This is a genomic window from Thiohalobacter thiocyanaticus (assembly GCF_003932505.1).
Lineage (GTDB): Bacteria > Pseudomonadota > Gammaproteobacteria > Thiohalobacterales > Thiohalobacteraceae > Thiohalobacter > Thiohalobacter thiocyanaticus.
The window spans coordinates 1-23,621 of record NZ_QZMU01000002.1 but is presented as its reverse complement, the minus strand read 5'-3'; the positions used below and the strand labels follow the sequence as shown (position 1 = coordinate 23,621).

Here is a 23,621-nt window from a genome sequence, read left to right as displayed (position 1 = left end):
AGAGGGTAATTTTCTTACAGCGCGTTGGTTTCGATCAAGTCGGGAATGCGTTCCATGGAACCGCGGCCGTGGCGGCGGAAGTCTTCCAGCACGGCCTCGGCCACCCGGCGCCAGTGCGACTGGCTGCGCTGAATGATGGCCTTCAGCACCGAGTCGTTGCCCTCGCGGTGCCAGGTCTGGTAGGCATCGACCAGGCTGGGCGTGAGACTCTTGCGCATGTTGGTCAGGGTCGCGAAGTAGAAATGCAGACTGGCCGCATCGGCCTTGTCCAGCAGCCGGGGCAGGGTGGACAGGGCATCGGCCAGGTTGTCACGCACGGCGCGGGCCTGGATCTCGGCCCTGGAACGGGGGAAGCTGGCCAGCATTTCCTCCCACTCGGGGCCCAGCTCGCGTCCGCACTGGACCTCCCCGATCTCGTGCAGGATGAAGGTGTCGATCTGAGCCTCGGCCATGGTGTCCAGTGAGCCGTCGGGGTCATGCTCGAAGTCATAGGCACGGATCGCCCGACCCATGGGGTTGTCCAGCCGATTCCAGCGCCATTCCTCCATCTTCTCCCAGATCATCTGGCGCAGGGCCTGGCGGCGGATGAAGATGGTGCCGTTCTGGGACATGGCCGGCGGCGAGGTGAGATCCCGGGCGAATTCCTCGCCGGCCACGATCAGTCGGTATTCGCCCGTATCCTCGTGACGGTCCAGCCGGCCGAGAAAGAAGTGCGGCTTGGCCCGCTGGCCGTAGCCGGCCGAGTAGACCAGACCCTGGGGCAGCAGCCGGGTGTTGACCTGTTCGGCCTCCAGCGGATCGAGGGCCTGGTCCTCGAGCGGCAGGCTGACGAAATCGCTTGCCTCCAGATCCTCCCACAGCTGTTCGCGTTCGCGCAGCCAGTCACCGACCTCCTGATGGGGGAGGGAGTCGGCATAGGCGTAGCCCTTTTCCCAGCGATAGAACTCGCGCATCTTCATCAGATAGACGCACAGGGTGTAGTCACCGGCATGCGCGGCATCGGAAATGTGGCAGTTGTGCTGTACGGAGTCTCTCAGGCTGCTCCACTCATCCTGCATCTCAACATCCTCTGCAATGGGGGACCGCCTCGATTAGAATAAAGCATGTCCCGGCGGCTTGCCGTGTTGCCGTGAAATCCCGAGTAAAATGGTATACTATTGGCATCCTAGCATGGGTCGGGCCGGATGACAAAGCGAAGCAGTGCTATAATCTGGTCAAAGAATATGATCCAACATTTTGAAATACATTGTTAAGTCAGAGGAATTTCCGTGCGTATCAAGACCCGTTGGAACAACAAGGACAAACAGCGCACCATCGAGGACACGGCCAGTGCGCTGAGCTTCACCCTGTGGCGGATGTGCATGCAGTCGCTGCTGAATCTGGAGAACGAAGGTTTCCAGACCGACACCCAGATACAGCGCCTGACGGTGATCGAGGAATATCTGGCCTTCCTGCTGCACGCAGTGGACCGGATCGTCTACAACAGGATGGACGAGGAAGAGCGGGCGATCTTCATCAACGCCCTGGCGAAGAAGCTGGCCGACTATGTCCAGGACAACGGCCGCGACCTGGCCGGGCCGGATGACTACCGTGCGCCCTTCATCAATCTGCTCAATGACCGGATGGACGGCTATGCCGAGTTCGGTTTCTTCGATTACGAACCCAGTTTCCAGATGTCACGCTATTTCGGTGACCAGGTCACCCAGGTTCTGGGCGAGCATCAGCGCAAGTGGGTCACCACCCAGATCATCGACATCGAGGTGCCCTTTTTCATGAAGACGATGAAACGGGCCATTACCAGCCTGCTGCCGGAATTGCCCAAAGAGGAATCGGCCTGAGGTAATGCGCCTCAGGCGCTGCGTCGGCGGGCAATGCCTGCCAGGCCGATCAGACCGCTGCCGAACAGCCAGACAGCGGCGGGGACGGGGACGGCGGAGAGGTCGACTGAGGCGTCGTTGAAGCTGGCATTGACCACGTTGTAACTGGAATCCTCATAATCACCGTGCAAGCTGCTGGTGGCCATGGCGACGGAAGTCGAACCAGGCGCCAATGCATCGAAGCTGATCGTGCCGATGGTGTGGCCGTCACCCGTACCAAAACCACTCAGAGCACCGAAGCCGATACTGACTACCTCGCTGGACTCGATTATGAGTTCGGTATACGGAAACAGTGTCTTGAAGTCGCTGTTCCAGCTGAAATCCGTATAGCCCAGCAGGCTCGAGTCGAAGCTGAACTCGACCGAGCCGGTGATGATTTCAGTCGATGAAAAATCGGCCAGTACATTCAGACTGAAATTGCTGCCGGCTACGGTCGTGGTTGATGCCGGATCCAGTGAGATGGTGACGGCTTGCGCTGACGATGCGGCAAGCAGTGCAGCACTCAGAATGGCTCTGATGGGCATTTTAGTCATTATTAGGCACCTCAATTATCAGGATTGTCGGCTGCCTGTCAGGAAGCATGATCTGTACCTGAAATATAATATATTAATAAACAATGAGTTGAGTTTATCATCCGGACAAAACTGTTAAATAAAACGACATGCTGTGATGTATGCGAAGTTCTGTTATGCCATGTTTTAACCTGTTATTTCAATAAGTTGATATAAAAAGCGAAAATCGCTGCCAGAATAAGCTGTAATCAAAATCGACAGAAAAGCCGCAGGGCGGCAGCGAAACCCTCGTCGTTAAGGAGTCCCGGCCGAAGGTCCGGGCGGATTCCCGTAGAAAGACCTGAATATCGAAAAATCTGACAGGTTAACGATGCCGTCGCCATTGAAGTCCGCATCGGCGTCATCCGTCCCGTATCGTTGTCTGTACAGCGAAAAGTCAGCCAGATTAACTAATCCGCTGTTATCCAGGTCGGCGTCGCAACGGTTGCCGTAGCCGTCCCCGTCCGTATCGCGCTGCAGTGTATTGGCGTGCAGGGTGCAGTTGTCGCAGGCATCCCCCACGCCGTCGCCGTCCTGATCCAGCTGGGCCGCGTTGGCCGTGTCGGGGCAGTTGTCGATCCCGTTGTCGATGCCGTCTCCGTCCCGGTCCGGGTCGCAGGCATCGCCGACGCCGTCTCCATCCGTATCGGACTGGTCCGGATTGTGGATGGTCGGGCAGTTGTCCAGATCATCCAGGACATTGTCGACATCAACATCGGAATGGGGGGTGAGCAGGACCAGGGGTTCCTGGATGCCGTCGGGATCATCCCCGCACAGGGACAGAGAGGGGCCGCAGGGGGCCGGATCACCCATGGCGACCAGCGCGGCCTTCACGTCGGCCGGGCTGGCATGGGGGTTCTCGGCCCGGTACAGGGCGGCGGCACCGGCCACGTGCGGGCTGGCCATGCTGGTTCCGTGCAGGTTCCTGTAGCCACCATCGAGATAGGTGGAGCGAATCCTCACGCCGGGCGCCATCAGGTCCACGCCGGCGCCATGATTACTGAAACAGGCGAAGGAGTCGTCCTGGTTCTCGGTGCATTTACCGTCGGCGGTGTTGTAGGTGAAACTCAGACTGCCCTGGGCACCGATCAGGCCGTCGCTGTCGGCCAGCGCCGATACGGTGATCACGTCCGGATGTCCGCCAGGACTGACATTGGCGACATCAACGGCGTCATTGCCGGCTGAAGTGACGAAGGTCACGCCTGCGCCGACAGTATTGCTCACCGCACTGTCGAATGTACTGCTGCTGCCGGTGAAGCCCAGGCTCATGTTGAGCACCTCGATCTCGCCGGCATTGGCGATGACATAATCAAGTGCGGCAATGATCTCCAACGCGGTCGTGGTGCCGTCATCGCGGAGGACATTGACGGCCCAGATGCGTGCGCCCGGTGCGACCCCGACCACCCCGATGCCGTTGTCCCGCGCCGCGGCGGTGCCGGCGACATGGGTGCCGTGGCCCTGCCGATCATCGGCGCGGTTGTCACCTTCGTTGCAGGTCCCCGACCGGGGATTTTTCTGATAGCAGTAAGCGTAGCGATAGACATTCAGGTCGGGATGATCCAGATCCACGCCGGTGTCAATGATGGCGATATCGGCGTCGACCGCGGTCCCGGTGCCGTCGATGGCTGCCACGGGGTGGAGCTCGGCGTTGATCCGGTCGATCCCGGTCGGCAACTGCTGGGCGTGCAGTTCGAACAGCTGAGCCTCCTCCACGCCGGCGACCAGCGGATGCCGGCGCAGGCGCTCGACGGCAGGGGCGGGCAGGTCGATGCCCATGCCCTGGATGGCGTGGCGGTACAGGTATCTGGGTTTGGCGCCGACCACCTGTTCGAGCTGCTGCGCCGCTCGGCCGGGCTCGGCCTCGGGTGCGAAACGGACCACATAGCTCCTGATGTCGGTCGGCAACGGTGGTGCGGCGGTGACGGGCTGCAGTGGACAGGCGCCCAACCACAGACACGCCAGTAGCAGGCGTCGAATCGACATCACATCCCCCTCCAGCTTTCTTGATCTTGTTATTGGTATCTTGTCGTTTTCCGTTACTAGACCCGATACGGGGCAGGCAAGTCAATGGTGTCAGGCCAGGATAAAACTAGAAAAAGAATTATAAATATCTAATAACTAACTGTATTATAAATATAATATCATATCGCTCCGTGCGGTTGCCGGACATAAAAAAACCCGCGGCCAGCGCCCTGAAAAGGGCGGCTGTCGCAGGCTTCGGATACTGCCCGGGAGCCGGATTTACTTCTTGATCCAGTCCTCGAAACCGGTCGGATCCTTTTCCTTGCCCTTCTCGTAGCCGGCCTTGTAGGCGTCGGTGACACGCTGCTCTTCGCGCTCGGGATTCAGCCAGTAGCCGCTCTGCCAGCCCTGGATGAAGTCACTGTCGACACCAGCTTCTTCCATCTTGGTGACTGCGTCATAATATGCCTGATGCGGGTTCATGCTTGCTTCTCCTTCTCTGATCTCGATCTCAGTTAGCCGGGTATTTTCCACTATTTCAAGGCAACCGTACATCCCCTGGGGCGCAGCCTTTCCTGGCGGGTTGCCGCTTCAACTGTATTCCGGACCGGTGGCAACCTTCTGGTTACAGCTGCGCGTCGCGATATGGTGTCAGCGTCGGTCACACTGCATTCATGCATCTGGCCCATGGCCGATGTGCCGCCTGCGGCCGGGCGCAGGCCTACCTTCAGGATGCGCAAGTATACAGATATGCCCAAGCCCGACGTATATCCCCATAGAGGGAGGCGCCAACCCTCCAGGAGGGAGGGATTTCCCAGATAAATCAAACAGCAGCATCGGCATGGCGGATCCTCCGGGGTCTCCCTGATTCCTTATTATTTTGGTAAACTATTCGTTTGCACAGGAACAGCCGTCCGGAGGATTCCATGTCATTTGAAGACGATGTCGATTTCAGCAGCGCCATGGCGGCTTTCGAGGCCAAGCATTTCGCCCGGGCCGCCCAGATGCTGAGCCCCTTCGCCCAGAAGGGCAATGCCGAGGCTCAGCACCGCCTGGCGATCATCTATCAGAACGGCCTGGGTATGACCCGCAACGACGAACTGGCCCATAAATGGATGCGGGCCGCTGCCGAGCAGGGTCATGCCCTGGCCCAGCACGGCCTCGGGTTCATGTACCTTGAGGGCGAATGTGTCGAGAAAAACGGCGAAGAGGCCGCCAGGTGGTTTCAGATGGCCGCTGATCAGGGTATGGCCGGCTCGTTGACCACGCTCGCCATGATGTACGAGCAGGGTAACGGAGTGGAGCAGAACCTTGAAGAGGCCCGGCGTCTGTATAAACTGGCCGGGTTCGATGATGCCGTCTGAACGGCCGGTCGCACATCTTATACGTTACATTGATTTATTTTTATAACTAGCTGTCTATAAAAATGGAACTTTCCTCTGAAGATGCCTTGCGCCTGAATGTCATGCTGGCCAACGAGCTGGAGGCGGTGCGTATCGACGAGTCCTCCATGACCGTCTATGCCCTGTCGCCGCGAGGCGAGACGGCGGTCAGGCTCAATCCGAACTGCCGGGACGAATCCTACGTCAAGCAGGTCAAGGAGCTGCTCTCGACCCAGGTGCTGGGCTCGCCCGGCGGTTATCCCGTCTACCTCAAGCGCTGGACCCGCATGGGCCAGACCCGCGACAACAACCTGGACAAGCTGCTGATGCTGGGTGAGCCGGAGGCGGTGGTCGCCGTGGTACATGCCCGGGGCCTGACCGAGGACCTCGCCCGCCGGGCCTGGTGGGCCATGCCGAGCGCCGACAATGCCCGCAAGATGCTGGCGCGCGACTGCGTGGCCAGGAGCGACCTGGGTCGGGAACTGGCCGAGTTCCTGATCGAGTTTCTGCCGTTCGAGGAAAACCCGCAGGATATGATCGAAAGCGTGCGTCTGATTCTCCAGCCGGGGTTGATCGATGCCGAGGCGCGGGACAGGATCTGGGCCCGCGCCCGGCACAAGAACACCTATTACGTCGGTTTTCTGCAGGCCGTTCCGGATGAACTGCCGGAGGAACATCCGCCGCATCCGGCCCGGGAGGACGTGCGCTGCGCCATGCGCCCGTTGCTGGAGCAGGGCAATCCCGCCGCCCGGCTGCTGGACCGGATCTACAGCCCGGCCGGGCAGGCTTACCTGCGTACGGTCGAAACCGTACTGCGCAAGCCCAACAACCAGGACGTGGTGGTGGAGCTGCTCGAGGCGCTGAAGGACTATTTCAGCCCGGTGGCCGCCCCGGGCGAGCGACTGCGCGAGATCGAGGCCGTGCTGGCGCAGGCCGGGCAGCGCCGGCAGGATCCGGCAGCCACCGGTGACACGGTACTGGCCGAGCTGCTCGAATGCCTGCCCGACCAGGCCGATGCCATCCATGCCCTGTGTGTGTTTTCGGGCGTGGGCGAGCGTCTGGTCGCGCCCACCTTCGCCCGCACCGATGCCATCGGCAGTGTCATGCGGCGCAAGATCGAACCCATCACCAGCCCCCTGTTCGAGCACCTGCAGGTGCTGCGGGGCAGGCGCTGATCGCGTGTCCATCCAGCTCAACAGGATCGCACTCAACATACTCGTTCGACTGCCGGAACACGTTTTCGAACGCCACCTGCCATCCTCGCCCTATGTCATCGGTACCGAGCTGGCCGATCAGGTGGTGGCCTATGTACGCGAGCACGAACTGGGCTATTACCCGGCGCTGGATTTCTTCGAGAACAATGGCGGACTGGATCCGGAGCTGCTCGAGGCCGCTTCCCATACCAGCTGGTTCGTCGCCAACCTGGTGCGCGAGGAGATTCACCGCAAGCTGCGGCCCATCTTCGCCAGTCTGAGTTTCCAGTCGGTGCAGACCGTGGCATTTACCATGCCCACGGTGCGGCCCTCCCAGCTCAATGCCTACAATGAGCTGGTCGAACACTACACGCCGGATACCATCAAGGTGGGTCTGGTGGTGGGGGTGTTTCAGAAGCGGGAAAACGACGAGGCCCTGACCCGCTGGGCGCGGCACACGGCCTATCGCTGGCTGAAGAACAGCTTCGAGGACTTCGAGGTCACCAGCGCCATGGCGGTCTGACACAACCATCCCCTCTCCCCGCCGGGGAGAGGGGCAGGGGTGAGGGGGGATTTATGCGCCAACCTAACCCCGCACCAGCAGGATCAGCAGCACCACGAAGGCCACGACCACCAGGATCGGCAGCAGTGCCGCCTGCCAGTCCTGGCTGCTGCCACGTGGTCCGTGCTTGAGCCAGTGGTTGGCCGCCGGCCACAACCGCCAGACCATCACGCCCAGCAGCGCGGCCACCCCGATCTTCATCCACATTTCCATGCCGGTTCCCTCCAAAAAAACAGGCCACGGCGAAACCGTGGCCTGGCTGGCCTGCGTCAGCGACTGGCCGCCGGAGCTATTCGCGCCCGCTGAAGGCCGCCAGCAGGTGCAACAGGTGGATGAACAGGTTGTGTATGTCCAGGTACAGAGCCACCGTCGCCCGCAGGTAGTTGGTCTCGCCACCATTGACGATGCGACTGACGTCGAACAGGATCAGCCCGCTCATCAGCAGCACCACCGCGGCGGAGATGGCCAGCGACATGGCCGGAATGGCCAGGAAGATGTTGGCGATCGCCGCGATCATGACCACGATCAGGCCCACGAACAGGAAGCCGGCCATGAAGCTGAAATCACGTTTGGTGGTCATGGCGTAACCGGACAGGCCCATGAAGATCACGCCGGTGCCGCCCAGGGCAGTGGCGATCAACTGGCCGCCGTTTGGCAATGCCAGGTAGTGGGTCAGGATGGGTCCCAGGCTGAAGCCCAGCAGGCCGGTGAAGGCGAATACGACGCCGATACCGGCGGCGGAGTTCTCGGTGCGCGGCAGCGCGAACCAGAGCAGGCCGAAGGCCACCAGCATGGCGACCAGGGACATACCGAAGCCGGCCGACATCACGATCGACACACTGGCCATGATTGCGCTGAAGATCAGGCTCATGGACAGCATGGTGAAGGTGTTGCGCAGCAGCTTGTTGGTGGCCAGCGTCGCCGTCTGCGAGCGGGCCATCATCTGTTCAGGGGTGTTCATTGTCGGTTCGTCCTCCTGTGGAATTGACTACCACTATGACACGTTGACTCAATCTAAAGTTCAGCATACCGGGATGGTCCCGACGGGACAAGGCCAGCGGTCTTGATATGGGGGCGATTTCCCTTGAAAAAACCTTGGCTTCGCCGCCGTCCCGGGGCATAATGCGGCCGCCTGAGCCGGGCGCCCGGCTCAGGGCGGGTTGCCGTCATCGGCGGCGACATTCCCCGGTTCCGCCCGGGGTTGGATCAGGCACGATCCGGAGGGGTGGCTGAGCGGTTGAAAGCACCGGTCTTGAAAACCGGCGAGGTTTAACGACCTCCGTGGGTTCGAATCCCACCCCCTCCGCCAATTATCCTTATAAAACAGTTAGTTATTATTATTTTATATATCTACCCAACTTCCTACCTAACATTTTCAAAATGTGCCATCGGCACTATAACCAACTAATTTAAAAGGAAATATATTTCTCGCCTCTCACCTGGACTAGGATTTTTCTCCTTGACCAGGTCCATGTACGTCTATACGCTTGTATATACAAGAGATATACAGATTGTGGTGCGTATGCCGCTAAACAGAACGATGGTTACGGACGATGGCTTTAATTGTATCGAGCAGGGTGAAGGCTAAACTGATCGAAAAGCACAGCGTTAGCGAAGAGGAAGTCATCCAGTGTTTTGCTACACGTGAGGGTGGTTTTCTCAAAGACACTCGTGAAGAGCATTTAACAGATCCACCTAGTCAGTGGTTCGTGGCGGAAACTTACTTCGGGAGGATATTGAAAGTCGTTTTCATTATGGAAGATGGCGACATTTACATTAAAACGGCCTATCCGGCAAATTCTAAGGAAATTCGCATTTACGAGAAATACGCCATGTAATCGTATATACAACTATAGACATTTCTATATATGTCACTCGCTCAGCTCACGAAGGAACAATCATGGCTAAGCGCAAAATCCGCGGAACTGAAGAAGCCTGGGAAACCGGCGAATTGGGACGCGACGAAAAATACGTCGAAGTCGCCGATATAAACGAAAGCACAATCGATGAGGCATTAGAGCTTCAGATGATCTCTATTCGTCTGCAAAAATCGCTTATCGAAGACTTCAAGCTAATCGCGAAGATTAATGGCATTGGCTATCAAACACTGATGCGCCAAATCCTAAAGAGATTCGCTGACTCAGAAACGAAAAGGCTGCTACGAGAGTGCGTTCGAGCAGAAGAACAAGAAGCTAAGGAACAAAGGCAAATGGAAGAAATTGAAGAATCTCGTAAGCGAGCTTGAACAATTTACAAGGATATAGAATTCATTGTGGCCCGATTTTTTTCGGGCTTATTTTTTTGTTATACAGTAATCAAAAACCCCGCCACATGGACGGGGCTACGCCTCCCCTGACTGTATCGGGTCGCTGACAGATAGTCGCTTAGCGCCCCTGCAGTATCCGACAGGGCTTGGCTGAAGCCTGTCAGTCCTGGATTATCCATCTGTAAGCCATTTCATGCTCTGGTTGTAAACGCCCATCATGCGGCTGCTCCCTGCAGGTTGATTAGCATCCAGGGCTGACCATCACTCGCGGCAACTGCACCCCTTCATCCTCACACCAGAAAGTGACCACATACACCCGCTGCTCAGCCCCATCCCTCGCTACAAGGCCCTGGACGCAATTCCCCCGAACCAGGGGAAAGGACCAGCTGCAGCGCCGGTGGCGGTCCAGCTCAAGCATTCGGGTCAGGGGCAGCTTTACCGGGATCGGGAACCAGTAGTCCCACTCGCCGGCCTTGATCGCCTCCAGGCTGGCACAGCTGCCCAGGGGGAAGGGGCCGGGCTCGCCTTCCCGTTGCCCCCAGGGCAGTAGCAGGACGCCGCCTGAGCGGGTACGCACGGGCAGACAGACGCCGGGCACGCTGAAACGGACCCGGATATCTCGTCCAAGGTAGGGATATTCGACTGCGGGAATCACTGGATAAATATACAGCATCCGGACGGGTGCCTGCATCGTTGGGCTATCCGGCTGAATTCTGTATATTTCGGGGACTGCCCACGACCGGAGTCTCTGCCATGTGCGGCCGCTTCGCCCGAACTACCCCGCCGCAGCGCTTTGCCGAGATGACGCAGGCGCAATGCGACCTGGATGACCTGCCGCCCCGGTACAACATCCTGCCGGGACAGCCAGTGCTGGCCTGCCGGATCAGTGCGGATGGGGTGCGGGAGCTGGCTCTACTGCGCTGGCCGTATATCCCGCCCTTCGAGAAGCAGCCTAAGACCCGATATTCCACCATCAATGCCAAGGCTGAGACCTTGACCAGTAGCCGCCTATGGCGCTTCCCCTTCCAGCACTTCCGCTGCCTGATCGCTGCCGATGGCTTCTATGAGCCCAGGGACACCGGAGAGAAGCGCAAGCCGCAGTATTACTTCCATCGCCAGGATGGGCAGCCGTTCTTCATGGCGGGCCTGTGGGGGCGCTGGGAGCCGCCAGAAGGCGGGGAGGGCTTCGATTCCTGCGCCATCGTCACAACTGAACCCAACAGCGTGGTTGGGGAGATACACCCCCGAATGCCAGCTATTCTACTGGCTGCGGCATGGGGGCAATGGCTGGACCCGGAGGCGAAGCCTGGGCAGTTGCAGTCGTTGCTACAGCCTGTATCAGGTGAGGGGTGGGAAGGCTTCCACGTAGGTTATTACACCCGATTGGATGCATCGAAAGTGATAGAACCTTGGGAAGCTACGTGAAACATGTCACTGCAATTTCTTCAGGGCGAGCGCAATGATTTTAAGTATTTATAGGGTCCGGTAGATGGAGCCAGAGAGGAGGCAACTACAAGATTGCCCTAGCACAGCAATCAATCGCGGGCCATGGCTTAGCGTATTTCAGGCACAAAATAACCGCCTGGAGGCGGCTGTAGTGCTGCATCCCAATTCCAGTGGGACTATTTGTTCGAGGTGAATTAGGGACTTGAGAGGGAGGCTGGGCCCGGAGTTGAGCCGAGGCACACGGATTTGTAGTCCAATATCACCCATTAATAAACAATAGGTTATTAATTAATTTCAAGAAATTTTCTGATCTTGGATAGTTGTTTCAGGCATCCGGCCCCGATTCGGCAATGATAGTCGGTGTAATTTCCTCTTAACCTAACTTGATTAGGGTCTTTCATATGGTACGCTAAATACTAAAGGGCAAAATAGCCCTAACCAAGACTAATAACACCTCGGAGGAAACCATGAAAAAGCAGACACTTAGCGCCATTGCGGCGTGCTCTCTAATTGCATGTACAGGATCAACAGTTTTCGCAGCCTCTTCTGGCACTTTCGATGTCTCTGTTAGTGGGCAGGGCACTTGGGAAACCACCCTACAAGGCCGCGACCTTGACGGCAATGCTGCCACTACCGAGGCATATTACGACACGGTGTTGGACGTGACCTGGATGGCGGACGTGTTCTATGCCGGTACGGAAATGACCTGGTCTGATGCCAACGCTTGGGCGGCTACCTTAGATCCCTACGGCAGTGGCATCACTGGCTGGCGATTACCCTATGCTAACCCGATTGATGGTACCACTGCTAACGATGAAAACTTTTCATATATTGGCACCGAAGACCGTGGCACTAACATAAGTGCCCCTGGAACTATGTATGCGGGCAGCACAGCCAACGAGCTAGCGCATATGTCCTTCAACACATTAGGTAATCTGTCTTATTGTGATCCTAGCCTTTCAACTACATCGTCATGCAGCGGCCCCCAGCCAGGCTGGGGGATATCGAATACTGGGCCGTTCTCAAATGTCAAACACGCTTATTTTTGGACTGCCATGGAGTACGCACCAGATAATGACCATTATGCCTGGCACTTCGATATGAGTTATGGTAATAATGCTCCCGGTTATAAGTACGGTAATTATCAATCATGGGCGGTGCATGATGGTGATGTGGGAGCGTCGGTCGTCCCTATCCCTGCCGCCGCATGGCTATTCGGCTCCGGCCTCCTCGGCCTGATCGGCATAGCCCGCAAGAAATAGCGCACACAAAAACCCCCGCCACATGGACGGGGGCTGCGCCTTCCCTGACTGTATCGGGTCGCTGACAGATTGTCGCTCAGCGCCGAGGCATTCTCTCAAACAGACCGGCAGGGTTCTGTAAGCCGGGGATTATATTTCTGTAATCCCGCCTTCCCTACTGGTAAGCAGTGTTGGCTGTTTTCACGGGCAGGAGAGTCAACGCCCTATGCAGGGCCATCCTGTCATCGGGTGGCATCTTCAGCAGTTGCCAATAGAATTCCTCTTCGCGTTTTGTGCGAGGCCCTTCACCTGAATAAAGCCACATAGGCATGACCTTGCAGACATCCGCCATACCGCTGAGCGGATCAAAATACTGCGGCCGATTCAGGCCACTGAGGTACCGCCTTGCAGTGCGCTTTGTAACCTCTGCAGCCCTGGCTACTGCATCCTCCTGATCTGCCTTGGACACGATACCCTGTTCGATCAGTGAGTCTTGAAGACGGCAAGCAAAATCCTTATATGCGGGTTCGCTCATTGTGATATCCCCTCTCATCATTCGGTGTCGTGGATTGGGTGAAGCGTGTTCCGCCAGCCTGGGTTAGGTGTATGACCTTGGACCAGTATCTCGGACCGGAATCGGCCTGCATCCCACCAGGCGGGGTAGTGAGGGCCGCCCCCTGTTGCGGTAGGCGGTCCGACGAAAATGCGCCATGTGCCGTCCTTGTCTTGGGCCAGGTATCGCGCCCAGTCTGGTAAATCGACCTCAAGGGTGATTGTCTTGGTAGGCAGAGGTGCGCCATCAAGAATCTGTTGTATGGGCTCCGGGACGCTCATGCTGCATTCCTCCCGTTGATCATGTGATCCACAATCTCGCGGTCTATGGCGTCCATATCCTGCACCAGTTCGGTGAGCAACATTAGCGGCTCTTTCGCCCAGACAACTGCATTGTTGCCATCGCGTGCGTGTTGGAGCAGCCAGTTGACCCCGTACAGTGCCTCCATAGCCCGTTCCTTGATTCCGCGAATATTGGCCAATGCCTCACGCATCAACTGCGGATCTCCGTCTGTGAAGTCTTTGAACCTTGACGCGTCTGCGGTCAGTTCGCAGAAAGGTTCGGTGAAGTGGGCTGGATCAATAGAGCGCCTGCGGATGAAGTGATCGATCTCCGCTTTGTCAGCATCGCTCAGGGGGATTCCTTTGTCTGTCATGGTGAGATCTCCTATGTTTACTCAGTCAGAAGTATAGGGTGCCGGGTGCTGACTACCTGACATAGGACAGGCCCGCTTATTCCCCCGAAGGGTCTTGTATTCGCGGACACCCGACATAATCGGTGGGGATACCCAGGAAATGGGCATAAAAATACCGCATGGCTATCGGGTGCGGTATCCGCCTATGTATGGGGTAGTCAGCCCCGTAGCGTTAACGCTACTCCCGGAATCGCTGCACTGTCAAGAATCAAGCTGATCCTGTGCCGTCGCCTCACGCTGCGCCAGCGCCAGCCGGCCCTGCCAGTGTTCGAGAAGGGACTGCAAGCTACTGAGTGTTTTGTCGATTTTCTGGAACCGCTGGAATAGCTGCTCCATTTCCTCGGGCGAATGCCTGGCAAGCTCGGACAGCTTCTCATCGTTCATATTGCCGATGCTGGCTACATACTTCAGGTCGCCGCCCAGGCTGTCGATGCCGTCTGCAAGTTGCATCAGTTCGAGGGGTCCATGTGCCATTACCCGTTCCTCCGTGCGCCGCGCTCCAGGTTCCGGGCGATATCACGCGCCAGCTGGCCGCCGCTCTGGCGGTTGCGGTCGGCCTGTTCTCCTGTGACGGTAACGGAGATATTCGTGGTGCTGCCGACCATCCGTGAGGATTGGTCATTCGGGAACACCTGTGACCCTCTCGGGAGGTTGACCAGCTCGGGGCCACGTTCGCCAACCAATGCCAGCCCGCCTGGTGCGTAATTCGTCCCGTTGGCAAAGCCGGGGATGATGTCGCTGAAGAAGCTCCCGATGGCGCTCCCGCTGCCGCTGCCGAAGAACTCGCCCGCTGCGTCGAATATCTGCGCTGCTGCTGCCTCGGCCGCCATCTTCCGCATCGCGTCTGAGAAGCCACTGACCATGCCCTCCACCCCGTCATCGAAGGGGTCATAGAGGAATTCAGAAAGCGCGTCCTGTGCGTTCCTGGCGGCCTGTTCGGCGAATACCGATAGCTCCTCGAAAGCCTCCTCGGATTCATCTGCCAGTTTGCGCGGTCCACCCGTGGCATCAGCGAATTCCTGCTGCAACCGCCTGACAGCCTCTGCCAATTGTTCTGCTGGGAGATTGGCTTTCTGGAGGCGCTGAAGTTCATCATTGAATTCGCGCGCCTTGGCTTGGTCAGGGAAGAGTCGGTCCAGGATGGTCTGTAGCTTCTCGGCCTCCTGGTTGGCTTCGCGCAGGGCATCCCCAGCCTTGCCGCTGGATGTTGGGGCCCGGGTATCGCCATCAGGCGAGGGCAACGGGGTGAACCCGCCGCCAGCGTCCGGGAGGGTGAATCGTTGATTCTTTCGCTCCAGATCATCCAGGGCATCGATCTGGACCTGGATCTCGCGGGATATGGCCTGCCGCAGTTCGACTTCCCTGGTCCGGTACTCCCTGGCGAACTGCTCATGACGCTTCGAGACTTCGCCGAATGTAACCTTGCTCAGCGTCTCGGAGAGGTCAGCCGACATGCCTGAGACCGCCGCGCCCACTTCCAGGGCGGCCTGCCGGATAGCGGCAATGGACCGCGCCCCCAGGTTTGAGGCATTCGGCAGGGACGTGGAGAGGAAGTCTGCCAGCCCCTCCAGGGCGGGGGCCAGCTGTAGAACAAGGCTATTTGCCGCCACTGTGAACTGCTGGGACAGCTGATTCATGGCGTCTTTTGCCGCTACAGCATCAGCAACCTGCTCATCCGACATGACGCTGGCGGATTTACGCAGCCGCTCGATTCCGTCTACGCCCTGCCGCAGCAGAAGCTCCAACTGCGGGCCAGCATCGTCACCGAACAGCTGTGCCGCGAAGGCTGCCCGCTGGGCCTGGCTCTCGAAGCCTTGCAGACGCTGCACAACGTCGTTGAAGACATCCTCGGTGGGGCGCAGGTTGCCCTCAGTGTCATTGATGGCAATGTTCAGCTCCTGCAATGCCTTGGCGGCAGGACCCCCGCCAGAATTGGCGAACTCGCCTAATCTGCGGGTGAATCGGCGCATACCATCATCCAGCTGCTGGGTGGTGACGCCGACCTGTTCACCGGCAAAACGAAGTTCCTGCAAGGCGGATGCGGATACACCGGCCCGCTGTGCGGCCTTGTCGATGGAGTCTGCGAATTCCAGCGCGTTCCGGGTGGCAGCTACGATGGCCCCCACAGTGAAGACGCCGAAAGCCGCTTTCGCAGCCCGTGAGAATCCATCGAGTGACTTCTTAGCCCCACGCTCAAAGCCGGTCAGCTTGGCATTCGCCCGGTCCAGCTCCTTGCGCAGCTTGGCGCTCTCGGCCTCCAGCTGAACCTGGATTTTTGCAAAATCTGCCATGTGTTGCCTCCTATCGCTTTAATCTGGCAGCCCGGACCAGAGCAGAGCCGCGCCAATGCCGATAAAGGACAGAGGCGGGTAGATGAGCCACAGCCCATAACCGACAGCGACAAGGCCGACCAGCATCGCCCCTATGTTCAGGCTCAACATGTCGCCTCCGCGATTCGCAGGCGGTTGCGGTTGTGCTGGTGACTGACTGAGTGCGGTACACGCCGGGCCTTGTCAGCGTCGGCTTTGTCCTGCGCCTCGATGCGGTCCCGGACCCACTGCGGGGCAGTGCGCAGGGCCACGCTGGCGCCTTCTGACGTAGCCCGCTGCCGGGCCGTGATCGGATCGTGATACATGGTGAAGTGCCTCCTTTGGCTTGAGGGTTCCACGGTGACGCGGCTGGCGTTGTAGGCCGGCCGCTTCGTGAGCATGAGGGTGATCTCGCGCAGCTCGGCTTCCAGAATCGTGCGCACATCCTCTCCCAGGCCGTGGTGTCTGCGTTCTTCGTAGTCCAGCGCCAGGAACCGGAAGGATGCGCCCGTAATGTCACCCCGGCGGATTGCCGTGATGATGGTGGGGTGCCTTGCTGTAGTGGTGGAATCCAGCCTGAACCGCAGGCCCTCAGGAGATTCCCAGACCGTCAGCCCGCAGCGGGTGTTGCCAAGTTCGCGGGCATCATTGTGATCCACAGTCAGGGGAATCGTGCGGCCGTTCAAATGATTCCGGAAACAGCCACGGGCCAGCACCTCACGCATAGACCGCCCCCGGAACGGCTGGGGGCTCTCCGTGAGCGTGTGGAACGGGATCAGGCCAGCGATCTGCATCGGGTCAGCCCCAGCCTTCGGCCATTGCCTCATCATTGGGGCGGTGGATGATTTCTTCCTTGACGATCTTGCCGCCTCGGGCAATTTCAACCTTTCGGATGCCGCTAGGGCCGGCGGCCAGAGTGGTGACGTTGTGTCCTTTCGGGAGATTGTCATAAGGGCCGTGCTGCTTCGGTCGGGGGTAGTCCTTCGCAGCGATAAGCCCCTCGCGCTCGGCATCCTGCAGCAGGGTATGGATGTGTGCGTCCGGGTCATCCCAACGGCCAAACCGACCCAGCAGGGCCAGCTGAGGCTGGTGGAAGAAAAACCCGGCGTCGATGAAGTCATCGACCAGCTGACGGGCATCGGCAAATGCCTTGGACTGTGCCACAGCCGCGTCAATGGCCTTTTTGACCGCAGCGCGGTAGGGCTTTTCAATGTCCGCATTCGCCTCTGCGGAACTTGCCGTCTTGATCCGCTCCACCCGGCTCTGCTGCAGCCTGACAGAGGCTTCGAGTACCTTCCCCGCGTTCCATGGCTTCATCCAGTTCGCGCTGCAGTGTGCTGATGGATGCCGGGGCATCCTCTCCATCCAGCAGGGCCTCGGCCTGGGCCGTGACAGAATCCATTGACCCATGATTCCGGCCGATCTTCGCGCTCAGATCATTGATTCTGCCGATCTCGGCAGACAGCTGCTTTTGCAGCTCGCCAAGCTTTTCCACTGCGCTCTGGTATTCCGGATAATCTGAAATGCTCTTCATGTGGCTGCCTCCTGTTGGGTTATGGTCCATTTGTACCGCACCTTTCGCCTGATGTGCGGAACAGGTTTCCGGGAGACTTTTTCCATTCCCGGTAATACCGCATCAGTGTTGTCTCGCTGTAACCACGCCGACCGCCTACCTCTGCGGCTGCCATTTCAGGGCTTGTCCCGCGCCGGATCTCCTGTGCCATTTCCTCCAGGGCAGCCTCGCGGCGACGCTGGGTCCGGTACTGCGTAAATACAGAGGGGCCGACATTGCCGGCCAGGCTCAGCGCCTCAAGCACAGCGCCGGCCAGGTGTCCGGGGTCCGGCTCAATCGTGAGCAGGCTGGCCGCTGCAGCTGCCAGGTATTCCGCCAGCCAGTCGGGCAGAGCGGCGGGCCTTTCCTCCAGCACGATCTGCAGCGCCTCCCAGGCGGCAACCGCATTGCCGGCCTCGAACCGGCGTTGCAGTTGTTCCAGCTGAGTGGCGCTGTTACTCACAGCACCCTGATCCCATGTTCTTCATAGGCCGATGGCCTATGATCTGTGGCAATGGCGCAGGCCATGATCAGGCACAGGCAGCCGTCGATCTTCTCAGGCCCGACAGAGGCCCCCGATGGCTTTGTCATGCTGCGTGCGCCGTGGCGATCCTCGGCCCGGGCATTGCCGATATTCCATCGCAGCATCGGGCCGCCGTGGTGGGTTATACGTCCGGCGTATATCAGGCGCTCCGTGTAGTCGATGTGCGGGGAGAGCTTCCAGCCCTGGGGGATGCCTGTCACGTCCCGCCCGCGCCGCTCCAGCGTCTCCACAAGCGTTTTCAGGCCATACGGGTCCACAGCGGTATTCACAGGCGAAAGGTCGAGAATCTTGCTCGTGATGGCGGTGATGTCGGCGTCTGGCTCATCAAACACCGTCAGATCCCCTGCGGCCTCGAATTCGGCATAGGGCACCGTCTCCCGGCGCTTGAGATAACCGTCCCTGTGCAGCCACTGGTGGGCCCAGACAAGGTAATCGCCGCCCTTCGTCTGACCCATGACCAGCAGCACGCTCGGATCATCCCGCCCGCCGGCATCCACAGCAGCGAACAAGTAGCGCGATTCCCGCACGACTCGCTCCAGGGTCAGATCGGGGTCTGCATGCTTGTCCCATTCATCGAGCGGCAACCAGCGGTCCACGCCGATGCGCTCCTGGGCATGGACATTGAGGTGCTGACTGTAGAAATTCGTGAGCGCGAAGGGGTCCGGGTCGGCCTTGGCAATGCGGTGTTCCTGCTCCAGCCATTCCCGGTTGATCGTGGTCCCCAGTGATGGGTTTGGCATCCACCACAGTTCGGGGTTGTCCAGGTCGGCATCCTCGGGCATCTCGAACAGGACAGGTAACATGCGGTCGTTGTCGGCTTTGCCCTCCAGGATGCGCCTGGCGCGGGATACCATGGCCGCATACACGCCAGAGGCCACCCCAAGCGGGGCGGTGGTGATATAGATCCCCATGGGGTGCTCACGCACCGACATGCCAGATGAGAGCTGGCGAACCATTGCCGAACCGCGCTGATTGGCCCCGAGCAGGTGCAGTTCATCGACCACAAAGAAGCTGGGAGCGGTGCCGACCGTTGAATGCAGCTCGGTGGATACCGCCTTCAACACCGTCCCGGTATCCCGGTGCAGGATGTCGCTGCGGTAGCGCCTGACCTGGAACTGCTTCTGCAGGTACTGATCGGCCTCAACGGTTGACGCCATGCCGTCATAAACCAGGCCCGCCTGCTCCTTCGTCGCGGCCAGCACAATCCCGCTGCCGCGCTCTTCCGGGAATACCAGTGTGTGGGGCCACTGGCCAGCAGTCCCGCAAGGAGCTTTTGCCGTTCTTCTTGCGATCGGCCGCAGGTTCCTGGAAAAAAACCGCCGCAGATCGGCATTATCAACAGAGCCATCAGGCACCGTATCCCATTTCTTCCGTGACAGGGCGGGGCAAAATTTCTATCCAGTCGCTTGCCCGCGAACTTGCCCTGGTGATTTGAGCATGGACAGCCAGCGCACCTACGGTCCCCGCTCCGGTGGGGTCTTCCACCGCGGGGATTAAACCGGGCGGACTGGTGCGCTCCAGGTGCGGTTTTGGCAGGGAGGAAAAACCTAGGACTCCCCCCTCCCGTGCATGCAGCCACTGTTCCTCGTCCGGGGTCTTTCCTTCTCGCGCTGCTCTTTCACGCTAACAGCCTTAGCCCGGGAGCCCGCGGGCCATGCCGGGTTGCAGAGCCTTTCTGCCACCACGCCGCTGAGCGTGTTCAGGGAAGCAGGCTGGCATGGAATCTCCCTCATCGGTGATGATAGGGTGATGCTCCATATCCATTTTACCAGCTGCCGAGAGCTTGGACAAGACCAGGCGTAGACTCCGCGTCAGCAGTCGCCGGAATGCAGCAGGCAAGGCTCAAGCAGATATGCTGTAAAACGTCCTTCCACCACCGTCCGGGCACCGGTTGACAGGGTGTTTCTGTTGCAGGCCCCCCCTCGGCATAGAATCCAGCGGGCCGACTTGTGAGTTTCTCTAGCCTATTGATTCATCCTTACGCCTAATCCGGCGGATTTTTCATCTTGCCAAAGGTCCCGCGCGTTGATTTGTTTCTTTTAGCAGGGGAGGTTTCAACGGTCTGACGCCCCCTCCCCCTTGTTTCCGCCCCGGTTTGATTGGACGTTGCAGGGTGCGCACAGGCTCATCAGGTGACCGGATCAAAGAAGCGATCCCGCCAGTCGGGCGAAAGCTATTCCCAGGATTTGACCACCCAGTGGAAGGGTGTGGTGCGCCTTCCCCACCCCCCAACGCTGTGGCATGGAGCAACCAACGGATAACGAGTCAGGTGTGCCAAGGGAGAAGATTAGACAGCGGCTGGTTGATACAAGTTTTATGACGCGCTCGTTCACTGAGGACCGTCCCTTATGTGCCGGCCTCGCTTTAGGGCGATGGACTATCCTGTCAGTATATTCAGCAAAGTCCTCCGCGATCTCCTTGAACCAGGTCATCGGTTCATTACGCCCGGATGTCGAGCATGAAAATCTGGTGGCGAGTTCGTAGGCCCGAACCAATAGTACGCACTGCTTGAATTTCGCTGGATCAACGCTGTTCCGCTAGGTTGCTTGTGCTTGGCAAGCAGGGCATCATTTCGCTTGATAGCGACATTGGCCGCGACATGGGCCCGCCAGCTCCATAGAGCACTCCGCCGTCATGTTCCTTCGACGGGGGAATAAACCTCGTGACGATTCCACCCGCTGTTGGCTGGTGGTTGGGCTAAGTGCTGGCCTCGGATGATGTGGGTCCCGGGGTTGTTGAAATGTTCAAGTCATGTTGTCTCTCCTGTGGGGTTAATTCTTCAGCCTCGGTTGAATGCGGTTATGTTGGCTTTGTGCTGCTTCTGGATTTCCTCGCTATATGATTCGGGATCATCCAACGGAAGCCAGGCAACGGCGTAAGTCGTTAAGTTGCGCCAGCCTACCAGGCCGACCACGGTGGTTGAGGTATAGGCCACGGTCGCACAGCTCTCGACCCAGGGATCGCATTCAAGTCACCCAAAATCGGCCCGCCCGCTATTTCAGGTTCATAATTCCCCTTTTCACCGCTCACAACAGCGTCACCCCGTGGTATTCGATATCTAGAGGTTACGATGGTCCTTATCCGGGAATGTGCTGAAATTGAATCCGATGGTCGTATCCGGAGGGGGCCAAAATGGATTTTCGGTAGTGCCGAATACGATGGTCGTATCAGCCGTGATACGATGAGAGAGAGGCTGGATTTTTAATTCAGGTGCATCGGTCCACCCCCGGTAGTCGTTAGTGGGGGCGCTGCTTTCGCGCTCCATTCAGTGGCGTCGGTCGGCTTCCAGGTGATGGGCATTACCGGGCCACCTCGGGCGGTGATAAGAGCCTGGGTCGTCTGGATTATCGGCCACGCATTCGCAATTCCTTGAGGCCCCGGCTCAGCGTGTCAGGTGACGATATGCCAAACAGCCGTGCTGTCGGCATTGGCAGTGCAAGAGCGCCGTTGTTCTTCCCGTCATACTGCGCGACCAGGGCCACCAGTACCAGCGGCATGCAGGGTGCAGCGTCTTCACGGCCGGGTTGGATGCAGTGATTGTGGCATAATGGACGAATCGCCCCGACTCACGGCGACCCTTGGCCTCGCTCCGGTTTCCTTACCGCCATGCCTGGCTCCTGCTCCGTCCGATCTGTGTGAGGATTCGTAGGCGGACCGATTCAGTTGCTTTTTGCGGGGTCCTGGCCGGTAATACTTCCGGCCACATTCCCGGAACCGGCTTTTGATAGTGTTCGCCGTCAGGACCCGCTGCGCGTAGGCCTCGTCGGCCGTTTTTCGTATTCCGATAGGTAAAAACAAGGCACCGTCTCCATCCAATTGACTGCCCTGCGTTTCCGCCTTCGGGGTTCGATGCGGCAGATCGGGGCGGAACATCCCTCCCATTTTCGGGCAATCTTCCGGGGGTCATGGTGCCCCCCTTCAATCGCCGCTCTAAACCGCTTCGCGCGCGCAGGCTTTGGCCTCTGATGACAGGGACGCGGCGGGCTTCGTCGGTGCGGTTTTTCGGGGGCGCTGACGGGGTCTCCAGGGCCTGGCGGATCTGGTCTGCGGGTTTCGGGCTCTTTAATGCGGCTACCTTCAGGCGGTCAGCCCCCAGCTTCCCACATCCTCACGTCGCCCAGCGTGTGCAGCCGGGGGAAGTCTAATCGGTTGAGGAAATTTGCCGGCCGCCGTCAGCGCCACAAGCTGTGGCGCGGGCTCTTACTTCCAATCGCTCCGCAACGCTTTCGGTCTGAGATGTAGTGCATTGCGTCCTTGCCTCCATGATACTCCCATGAGGACACATTAGGACGCGGGGGGGGGGAAAGTTAAAAAAATTGGGGGGAGGATTTATTTTCTCGCGTAAACAGCAGACCGCATTTTCTGGTGGAAGCATGGTATCAAACGCTTCGGTATTTGATCGGGGTATTCATTCTTGTATTCAGTGCTTGTGTAGGCTTTCAAAGATTGTTTAGAACATCTGAACGTTTGGGGTTGCGTGGTGCCAATGTTCCACCTGCCACCCTCTTAGAGGCTGATGAAGGTAGAGGGGTTGTTAGCTCGATTGTCCTTCGCTGGCTTCTTCTTTCGTCATTTCATCACCTATACCTCCGGCCTGAACATCGGCATAAGAGAATAGAAGCTGGCAAGCATCTGGGCACCTTTGGCCGGCACGCTTGCCCTCGGTTAATGACGTTCAACATAAGACAAAGCTTAACTGGCTGATTAAATACTGTTGCGCCGTGACTTTCTTTTCAGGCTACGCAGAGCTTTTATCAGTTCTTGGGCTATCCATAATCCTGCAGTTTTACCCGCCGCTGATACCACTCACCTTTTAGCAGTGTGCTTGTTGAGAAATCGTGCCCATTACTGCATCAGCGCGTGCGGCTCGTCATCAGATTACCGCCATGTACGCGGATTCGACGGCGTGGGGATAGTATGCGCCATGCCATTCTCTGCCACCCTCTCTCGGATTAGTTCGCTATGTCGGCGACCAGTGCGGAAGGTGGAGCGGCACCCGTGCGGTTGTGCCTTCCACCGCCCATCAGCTACATGTACCTTGGATAGGGTTGCGTCACTGAGCGCTTTGCCACGGGTGGAGGGGAACACATAGGGGCATCTTCGTGAACGTGCAGGGCCTTAGAGCTTCACGGATCAGGGCAGAGCCGGGCACACATGTTCCCGCTGGCCTTTCCATGCGTTCGGCCCGGTACGTCCACGTCCGGGCCTCCATGTCGATTTCCTCCATGTTGCCCCGGCGCACACTCGCCAGAGCGGCCGGCAGTGAGTATCAGGAACTCCCAGCGCCCTGAGAGCCGACCCATAACGCTCCCGCAGGGCGGCAATTTGAAGGCGGGGGCCCTCGCTGACTCGGAACTGCCTTGTGGTGGGCTCCTTACTCAGCTTGCGGGCTGGGGCAGGATGGCGTCACAAGATTCCACCGACAGCGGGCGGGGTTGTCTCCCGACCCGGAACAGGAAGGTGGTGGCCCATGACAGATAATGAATAAC

Annotated in this window: 25 protein-coding genes and 1 tRNA gene; 9 read left to right on the top strand and 17 right to left on the bottom strand. The window is 58.7% G+C overall.

Going from position 1 to position 23,621, the window contains the following annotated elements; all coding sequences use genetic code 11:
* Positions 1-14: 14 nt before the first annotated feature.
* The gene (locus D6C00_RS14270; RefSeq protein ID WP_125182495.1) at positions 15-1,058 is read right to left on the bottom strand and encodes an Sfum_1244 family protein; all 1,044 of its coding nucleotides are present in this window, start codon (positions 1,056-1,058) and stop codon (positions 15-17) included.
* A 210-nt stretch (positions 1,059-1,268) separates the two neighbouring features.
* Here D6C00_RS14270 and D6C00_RS14265 point away from each other — a divergent pair, with 210 nt between their 5' ends.
* Positions 1,269-1,838: a hypothetical protein gene (locus tag D6C00_RS14265; RefSeq protein WP_125182494.1), complete on the top strand. Its 570-nt coding sequence runs from the start codon at positions 1,269-1,271 to the stop codon at positions 1,836-1,838.
* Between the two features lie 11 nt (positions 1,839-1,849).
* Here D6C00_RS14265 and D6C00_RS14260 read toward each other — a convergent pair whose 3' ends face one another.
* From D6C00_RS14260 to D6C00_RS14250, 3 genes are all read right to left on the bottom strand, one after another.
* Complete coding sequence (locus D6C00_RS14260) at positions 1,850-2,410, bottom strand: VPLPA-CTERM sorting domain-containing protein (protein WP_125182493.1); 561 nt, start codon at positions 2,408-2,410, stop codon at positions 1,850-1,852.
* Positions 2,411-2,683: 273 nt separating this feature from the next.
* Positions 2,684-4,411, bottom strand: coding sequence for a S8 family serine peptidase (locus tag D6C00_RS16640; RefSeq protein ID WP_125182492.1), 1,728 nt, complete (start codon positions 4,409-4,411; stop codon positions 2,684-2,686).
* 258 nt (positions 4,412-4,669) lie between these two features.
* Positions 4,670-4,873 (bottom strand): Alvin_2107 family globule sulfur oxidation protein, encoded by a 204-nt coding sequence (locus D6C00_RS14250; RefSeq protein WP_125182491.1) that lies wholly within the window; start codon positions 4,871-4,873, stop codon positions 4,670-4,672.
* 443 nt (positions 4,874-5,316) lie between these two features.
* Here D6C00_RS14250 and D6C00_RS14245 point away from each other — a divergent pair, with 443 nt between their 5' ends.
* The 3 genes from D6C00_RS14245 to D6C00_RS14235 all read left to right on the top strand — a co-directional run bounded on the left by D6C00_RS14245 (position 5,317) and on the right by D6C00_RS14235 (position 7,488).
* Positions 5,317-5,754, top strand: a complete 438-nt coding sequence (locus D6C00_RS14245; RefSeq protein WP_125182490.1) for a tetratricopeptide repeat protein — start codon at positions 5,317-5,319, stop codon at positions 5,752-5,754.
* A gap of 86 nt (positions 5,755-5,840) precedes the next feature.
* Positions 5,841-6,947, top strand: coding sequence for a sulfur reduction protein DsrS (locus tag D6C00_RS14240; protein ID WP_241546944.1), 1,107 nt, complete (start codon positions 5,841-5,843; stop codon positions 6,945-6,947).
* 4 nt (positions 6,948-6,951) lie between these two features.
* Positions 6,952-7,488, top strand: a complete 537-nt coding sequence (locus D6C00_RS14235) for a hypothetical protein (RefSeq protein WP_125182488.1) — start codon at positions 6,952-6,954, stop codon at positions 7,486-7,488.
* Positions 7,489-7,551: 63 nt separating this feature from the next.
* Here the strand turns inward: D6C00_RS14235 and D6C00_RS14230 are convergent, their stop codons facing one another.
* Entirely contained in the window at positions 7,552-7,740 is a 189-nt protein-coding gene (locus D6C00_RS14230; RefSeq protein WP_125182487.1) for a hypothetical protein, read from the bottom strand.
* Positions 7,741-7,816: 76 nt separating this feature from the next.
* A complete protein-coding gene (locus D6C00_RS14225; protein ID WP_177433229.1) occupies positions 7,817-8,488 on the bottom strand; it encodes a Bax inhibitor-1/YccA family protein in 672 nt (223 codons plus the stop codon).
* Positions 8,489-8,746: 258 nt separating this feature from the next.
* Between D6C00_RS14225 and D6C00_RS14220 the strand changes: the two genes are divergently transcribed.
* The 3 genes from D6C00_RS14220 to D6C00_RS14210 all read left to right on the top strand — a co-directional run bounded on the left by D6C00_RS14220 (position 8,747) and on the right by D6C00_RS14210 (position 9,772).
* Positions 8,747-8,836: transfer RNA gene (locus tag D6C00_RS14220), tRNA-Ser, on the top strand.
* Between the two features lie 244 nt (positions 8,837-9,080).
* Positions 9,081-9,365, top strand: coding sequence for a BrnT family toxin (locus D6C00_RS14215; RefSeq protein WP_125182486.1), 285 nt, complete (start codon positions 9,081-9,083; stop codon positions 9,363-9,365).
* A 62-nt stretch (positions 9,366-9,427) separates the two neighbouring features.
* Positions 9,428-9,772 (top strand): hypothetical protein, encoded by a 345-nt coding sequence (locus tag D6C00_RS14210; RefSeq protein ID WP_125182485.1) that lies wholly within the window; start codon positions 9,428-9,430, stop codon positions 9,770-9,772.
* 262 nt (positions 9,773-10,034) lie between these two features.
* Here D6C00_RS14210 and D6C00_RS14205 read toward each other — a convergent pair whose 3' ends face one another.
* Positions 10,035-10,484, bottom strand: coding sequence for a hypothetical protein (locus tag D6C00_RS14205; RefSeq protein WP_125182484.1), 450 nt, complete (start codon positions 10,482-10,484; stop codon positions 10,035-10,037).
* 62 nt (positions 10,485-10,546) lie between these two features.
* On the opposite strand from D6C00_RS14205, the gene D6C00_RS14200 reads away from it, so the two are divergent.
* Both D6C00_RS14200 and D6C00_RS15660 read left to right on the top strand, forming a co-directional pair.
* Positions 10,547-11,218, top strand: a complete 672-nt coding sequence (locus D6C00_RS14200; RefSeq protein ID WP_125182483.1) for an SOS response-associated peptidase — start codon at positions 10,547-10,549, stop codon at positions 11,216-11,218.
* Positions 11,219-11,706: 488 nt separating this feature from the next.
* Complete coding sequence (locus tag D6C00_RS15660; protein ID WP_177433228.1) at positions 11,707-12,501, top strand: hypothetical protein; 795 nt, start codon at positions 11,707-11,709, stop codon at positions 12,499-12,501.
* A gap of 154 nt (positions 12,502-12,655) precedes the next feature.
* Here the strand turns inward: D6C00_RS15660 and D6C00_RS14190 are convergent, their stop codons facing one another.
* The 10 genes from D6C00_RS14190 to D6C00_RS14155 form a co-directional block, all read right to left on the bottom strand.
* Complete coding sequence (locus tag D6C00_RS14190; RefSeq protein WP_125182482.1) at positions 12,656-13,015, bottom strand: hypothetical protein; 360 nt, start codon at positions 13,013-13,015, stop codon at positions 12,656-12,658.
* A 295-nt stretch (positions 13,016-13,310) separates the two neighbouring features.
* The gene (locus D6C00_RS14185; protein ID WP_125182481.1) at positions 13,311-13,688 is read right to left on the bottom strand and encodes a hypothetical protein; all 378 of its coding nucleotides are present in this window, start codon (positions 13,686-13,688) and stop codon (positions 13,311-13,313) included.
* A gap of 240 nt (positions 13,689-13,928) precedes the next feature.
* Complete coding sequence (locus D6C00_RS14180) at positions 13,929-14,201, bottom strand: hypothetical protein (protein ID WP_125182480.1); 273 nt, start codon at positions 14,199-14,201, stop codon at positions 13,929-13,931.
* Entirely contained in the window at positions 14,201-16,018 is a 1,818-nt protein-coding gene (locus D6C00_RS14175; RefSeq protein WP_125182479.1) for a phage tail tape measure protein, read from the bottom strand. The genes D6C00_RS14180 and D6C00_RS14175 overlap by 1 nt, the downstream gene beginning before the upstream one ends.
* Positions 16,019-16,036: 18 nt before the next feature.
* Positions 16,037-16,168: a hypothetical protein gene (locus D6C00_RS16420; RefSeq protein WP_255416799.1), complete on the bottom strand. Its 132-nt coding sequence runs from the start codon at positions 16,166-16,168 to the stop codon at positions 16,037-16,039.
* Complete coding sequence (locus D6C00_RS15550) at positions 16,162-16,830, bottom strand: HK97 family phage prohead protease (protein ID WP_158675449.1); 669 nt, start codon at positions 16,828-16,830, stop codon at positions 16,162-16,164. Before D6C00_RS15550 ends, D6C00_RS16420 begins: the two co-directional genes overlap by 7 nt.
* A 4-nt stretch (positions 16,831-16,834) precedes the next feature.
* Positions 16,835-17,293, bottom strand: coding sequence for a hypothetical protein (locus tag D6C00_RS15545; protein WP_158675448.1), 459 nt, complete (start codon positions 17,291-17,293; stop codon positions 16,835-16,837).
* The gene (locus D6C00_RS14165; RefSeq protein ID WP_125182477.1) at positions 17,244-17,570 is read right to left on the bottom strand and encodes a hypothetical protein; all 327 of its coding nucleotides are present in this window, start codon (positions 17,568-17,570) and stop codon (positions 17,244-17,246) included. The genes D6C00_RS15545 and D6C00_RS14165 overlap by 50 nt, the downstream gene beginning before the upstream one ends.
* Before the next feature lie 19 nt (positions 17,571-17,589).
* Positions 17,590-18,051 carry a hypothetical protein gene (locus D6C00_RS14160; RefSeq protein WP_125182476.1) on the bottom strand — a complete coding sequence of 154 codons (462 nt, stop codon included), beginning with the start codon at positions 18,049-18,051 and terminating at the stop codon, positions 17,590-17,592.
* Positions 18,048-19,487, bottom strand: coding sequence for a terminase TerL endonuclease subunit (locus tag D6C00_RS14155; protein WP_158675447.1), 1,440 nt, complete (start codon positions 19,485-19,487; stop codon positions 18,048-18,050). Before D6C00_RS14155 ends, D6C00_RS14160 begins: the two co-directional genes overlap by 4 nt.
* Between the last annotated feature and the right edge of the window lie 4,134 nt (positions 19,488-23,621).

Excerpts from the sequence above, each read along its gene's own strand:
- D6C00_RS14270 (WP_125182495.1), bottom strand. The coding sequence starts at position 1,058 with ATGCAGGATGAGTGGAGCAGCCTGAGAGACTCCGTACAGCACAACTGC.
- D6C00_RS14260 (WP_125182493.1), bottom strand. The coding sequence starts at position 2,410 with ATGACTAAAATGCCCATCAGAGCCATTCTGAGTGCTGCACTGCTTGCC.
- D6C00_RS16640 (WP_125182492.1), bottom strand. The coding sequence starts at position 4,411 with ATGTCGATTCGACGCCTGCTACTGGCGTGTCTGTGGTTGGGCGCCTGT.
- D6C00_RS14250 (WP_125182491.1), bottom strand. The coding sequence starts at position 4,873 with ATGAACCCGCATCAGGCATATTATGACGCAGTCACCAAGATGGAAGAA.
- D6C00_RS14245 (WP_125182490.1), top strand. The coding sequence starts at position 5,317 with ATGTCATTTGAAGACGATGTCGATTTCAGCAGCGCCATGGCGGCTTTC.
- D6C00_RS14230 (WP_125182487.1), bottom strand. The coding sequence starts at position 7,740 with ATGGAAATGTGGATGAAGATCGGGGTGGCCGCGCTGCTGGGCGTGATG.
- D6C00_RS14225 (WP_177433229.1), bottom strand. The coding sequence starts at position 8,488 with ATGAACACCCCTGAACAGATGATGGCCCGCTCGCAGACGGCGACGCTG.
- D6C00_RS14215 (WP_125182486.1), top strand. The coding sequence starts at position 9,081 with ATGGCTTTAATTGTATCGAGCAGGGTGAAGGCTAAACTGATCGAAAAG.
- D6C00_RS14210 (WP_125182485.1), top strand. The coding sequence starts at position 9,428 with ATGGCTAAGCGCAAAATCCGCGGAACTGAAGAAGCCTGGGAAACCGGC.
- D6C00_RS14205 (WP_125182484.1), bottom strand. The coding sequence starts at position 10,484 with ATGCAGGCACCCGTCCGGATGCTGTATATTTATCCAGTGATTCCCGCA.
- D6C00_RS14200 (WP_125182483.1), top strand. The coding sequence starts at position 10,547 with ATGTGCGGCCGCTTCGCCCGAACTACCCCGCCGCAGCGCTTTGCCGAG.
- D6C00_RS15660 (WP_177433228.1), top strand. The coding sequence starts at position 11,707 with ATGAAAAAGCAGACACTTAGCGCCATTGCGGCGTGCTCTCTAATTGCA.
- D6C00_RS14190 (WP_125182482.1), bottom strand. The coding sequence starts at position 13,015 with ATGAGCGAACCCGCATATAAGGATTTTGCTTGCCGTCTTCAAGACTCA.
- D6C00_RS14185 (WP_125182481.1), bottom strand. The coding sequence starts at position 13,688 with ATGACAGACAAAGGAATCCCCCTGAGCGATGCTGACAAAGCGGAGATC.
- D6C00_RS14180 (WP_125182480.1), bottom strand. The coding sequence starts at position 14,201 with ATGGCACATGGACCCCTCGAACTGATGCAACTTGCAGACGGCATCGAC.
- D6C00_RS14175 (WP_125182479.1), bottom strand. The coding sequence starts at position 16,018 with ATGGCAGATTTTGCAAAAATCCAGGTTCAGCTGGAGGCCGAGAGCGCC.
- D6C00_RS16420 (WP_255416799.1), bottom strand. The coding sequence starts at position 16,168 with ATGTTGAGCCTGAACATAGGGGCGATGCTGGTCGGCCTTGTCGCTGTC.
- D6C00_RS15550 (WP_158675449.1), bottom strand. The coding sequence starts at position 16,830 with ATGCAGATCGCTGGCCTGATCCCGTTCCACACGCTCACGGAGAGCCCC.
- D6C00_RS14165 (WP_125182477.1), bottom strand. The coding sequence starts at position 17,570 with ATGAAGAGCATTTCAGATTATCCGGAATACCAGAGCGCAGTGGAAAAG.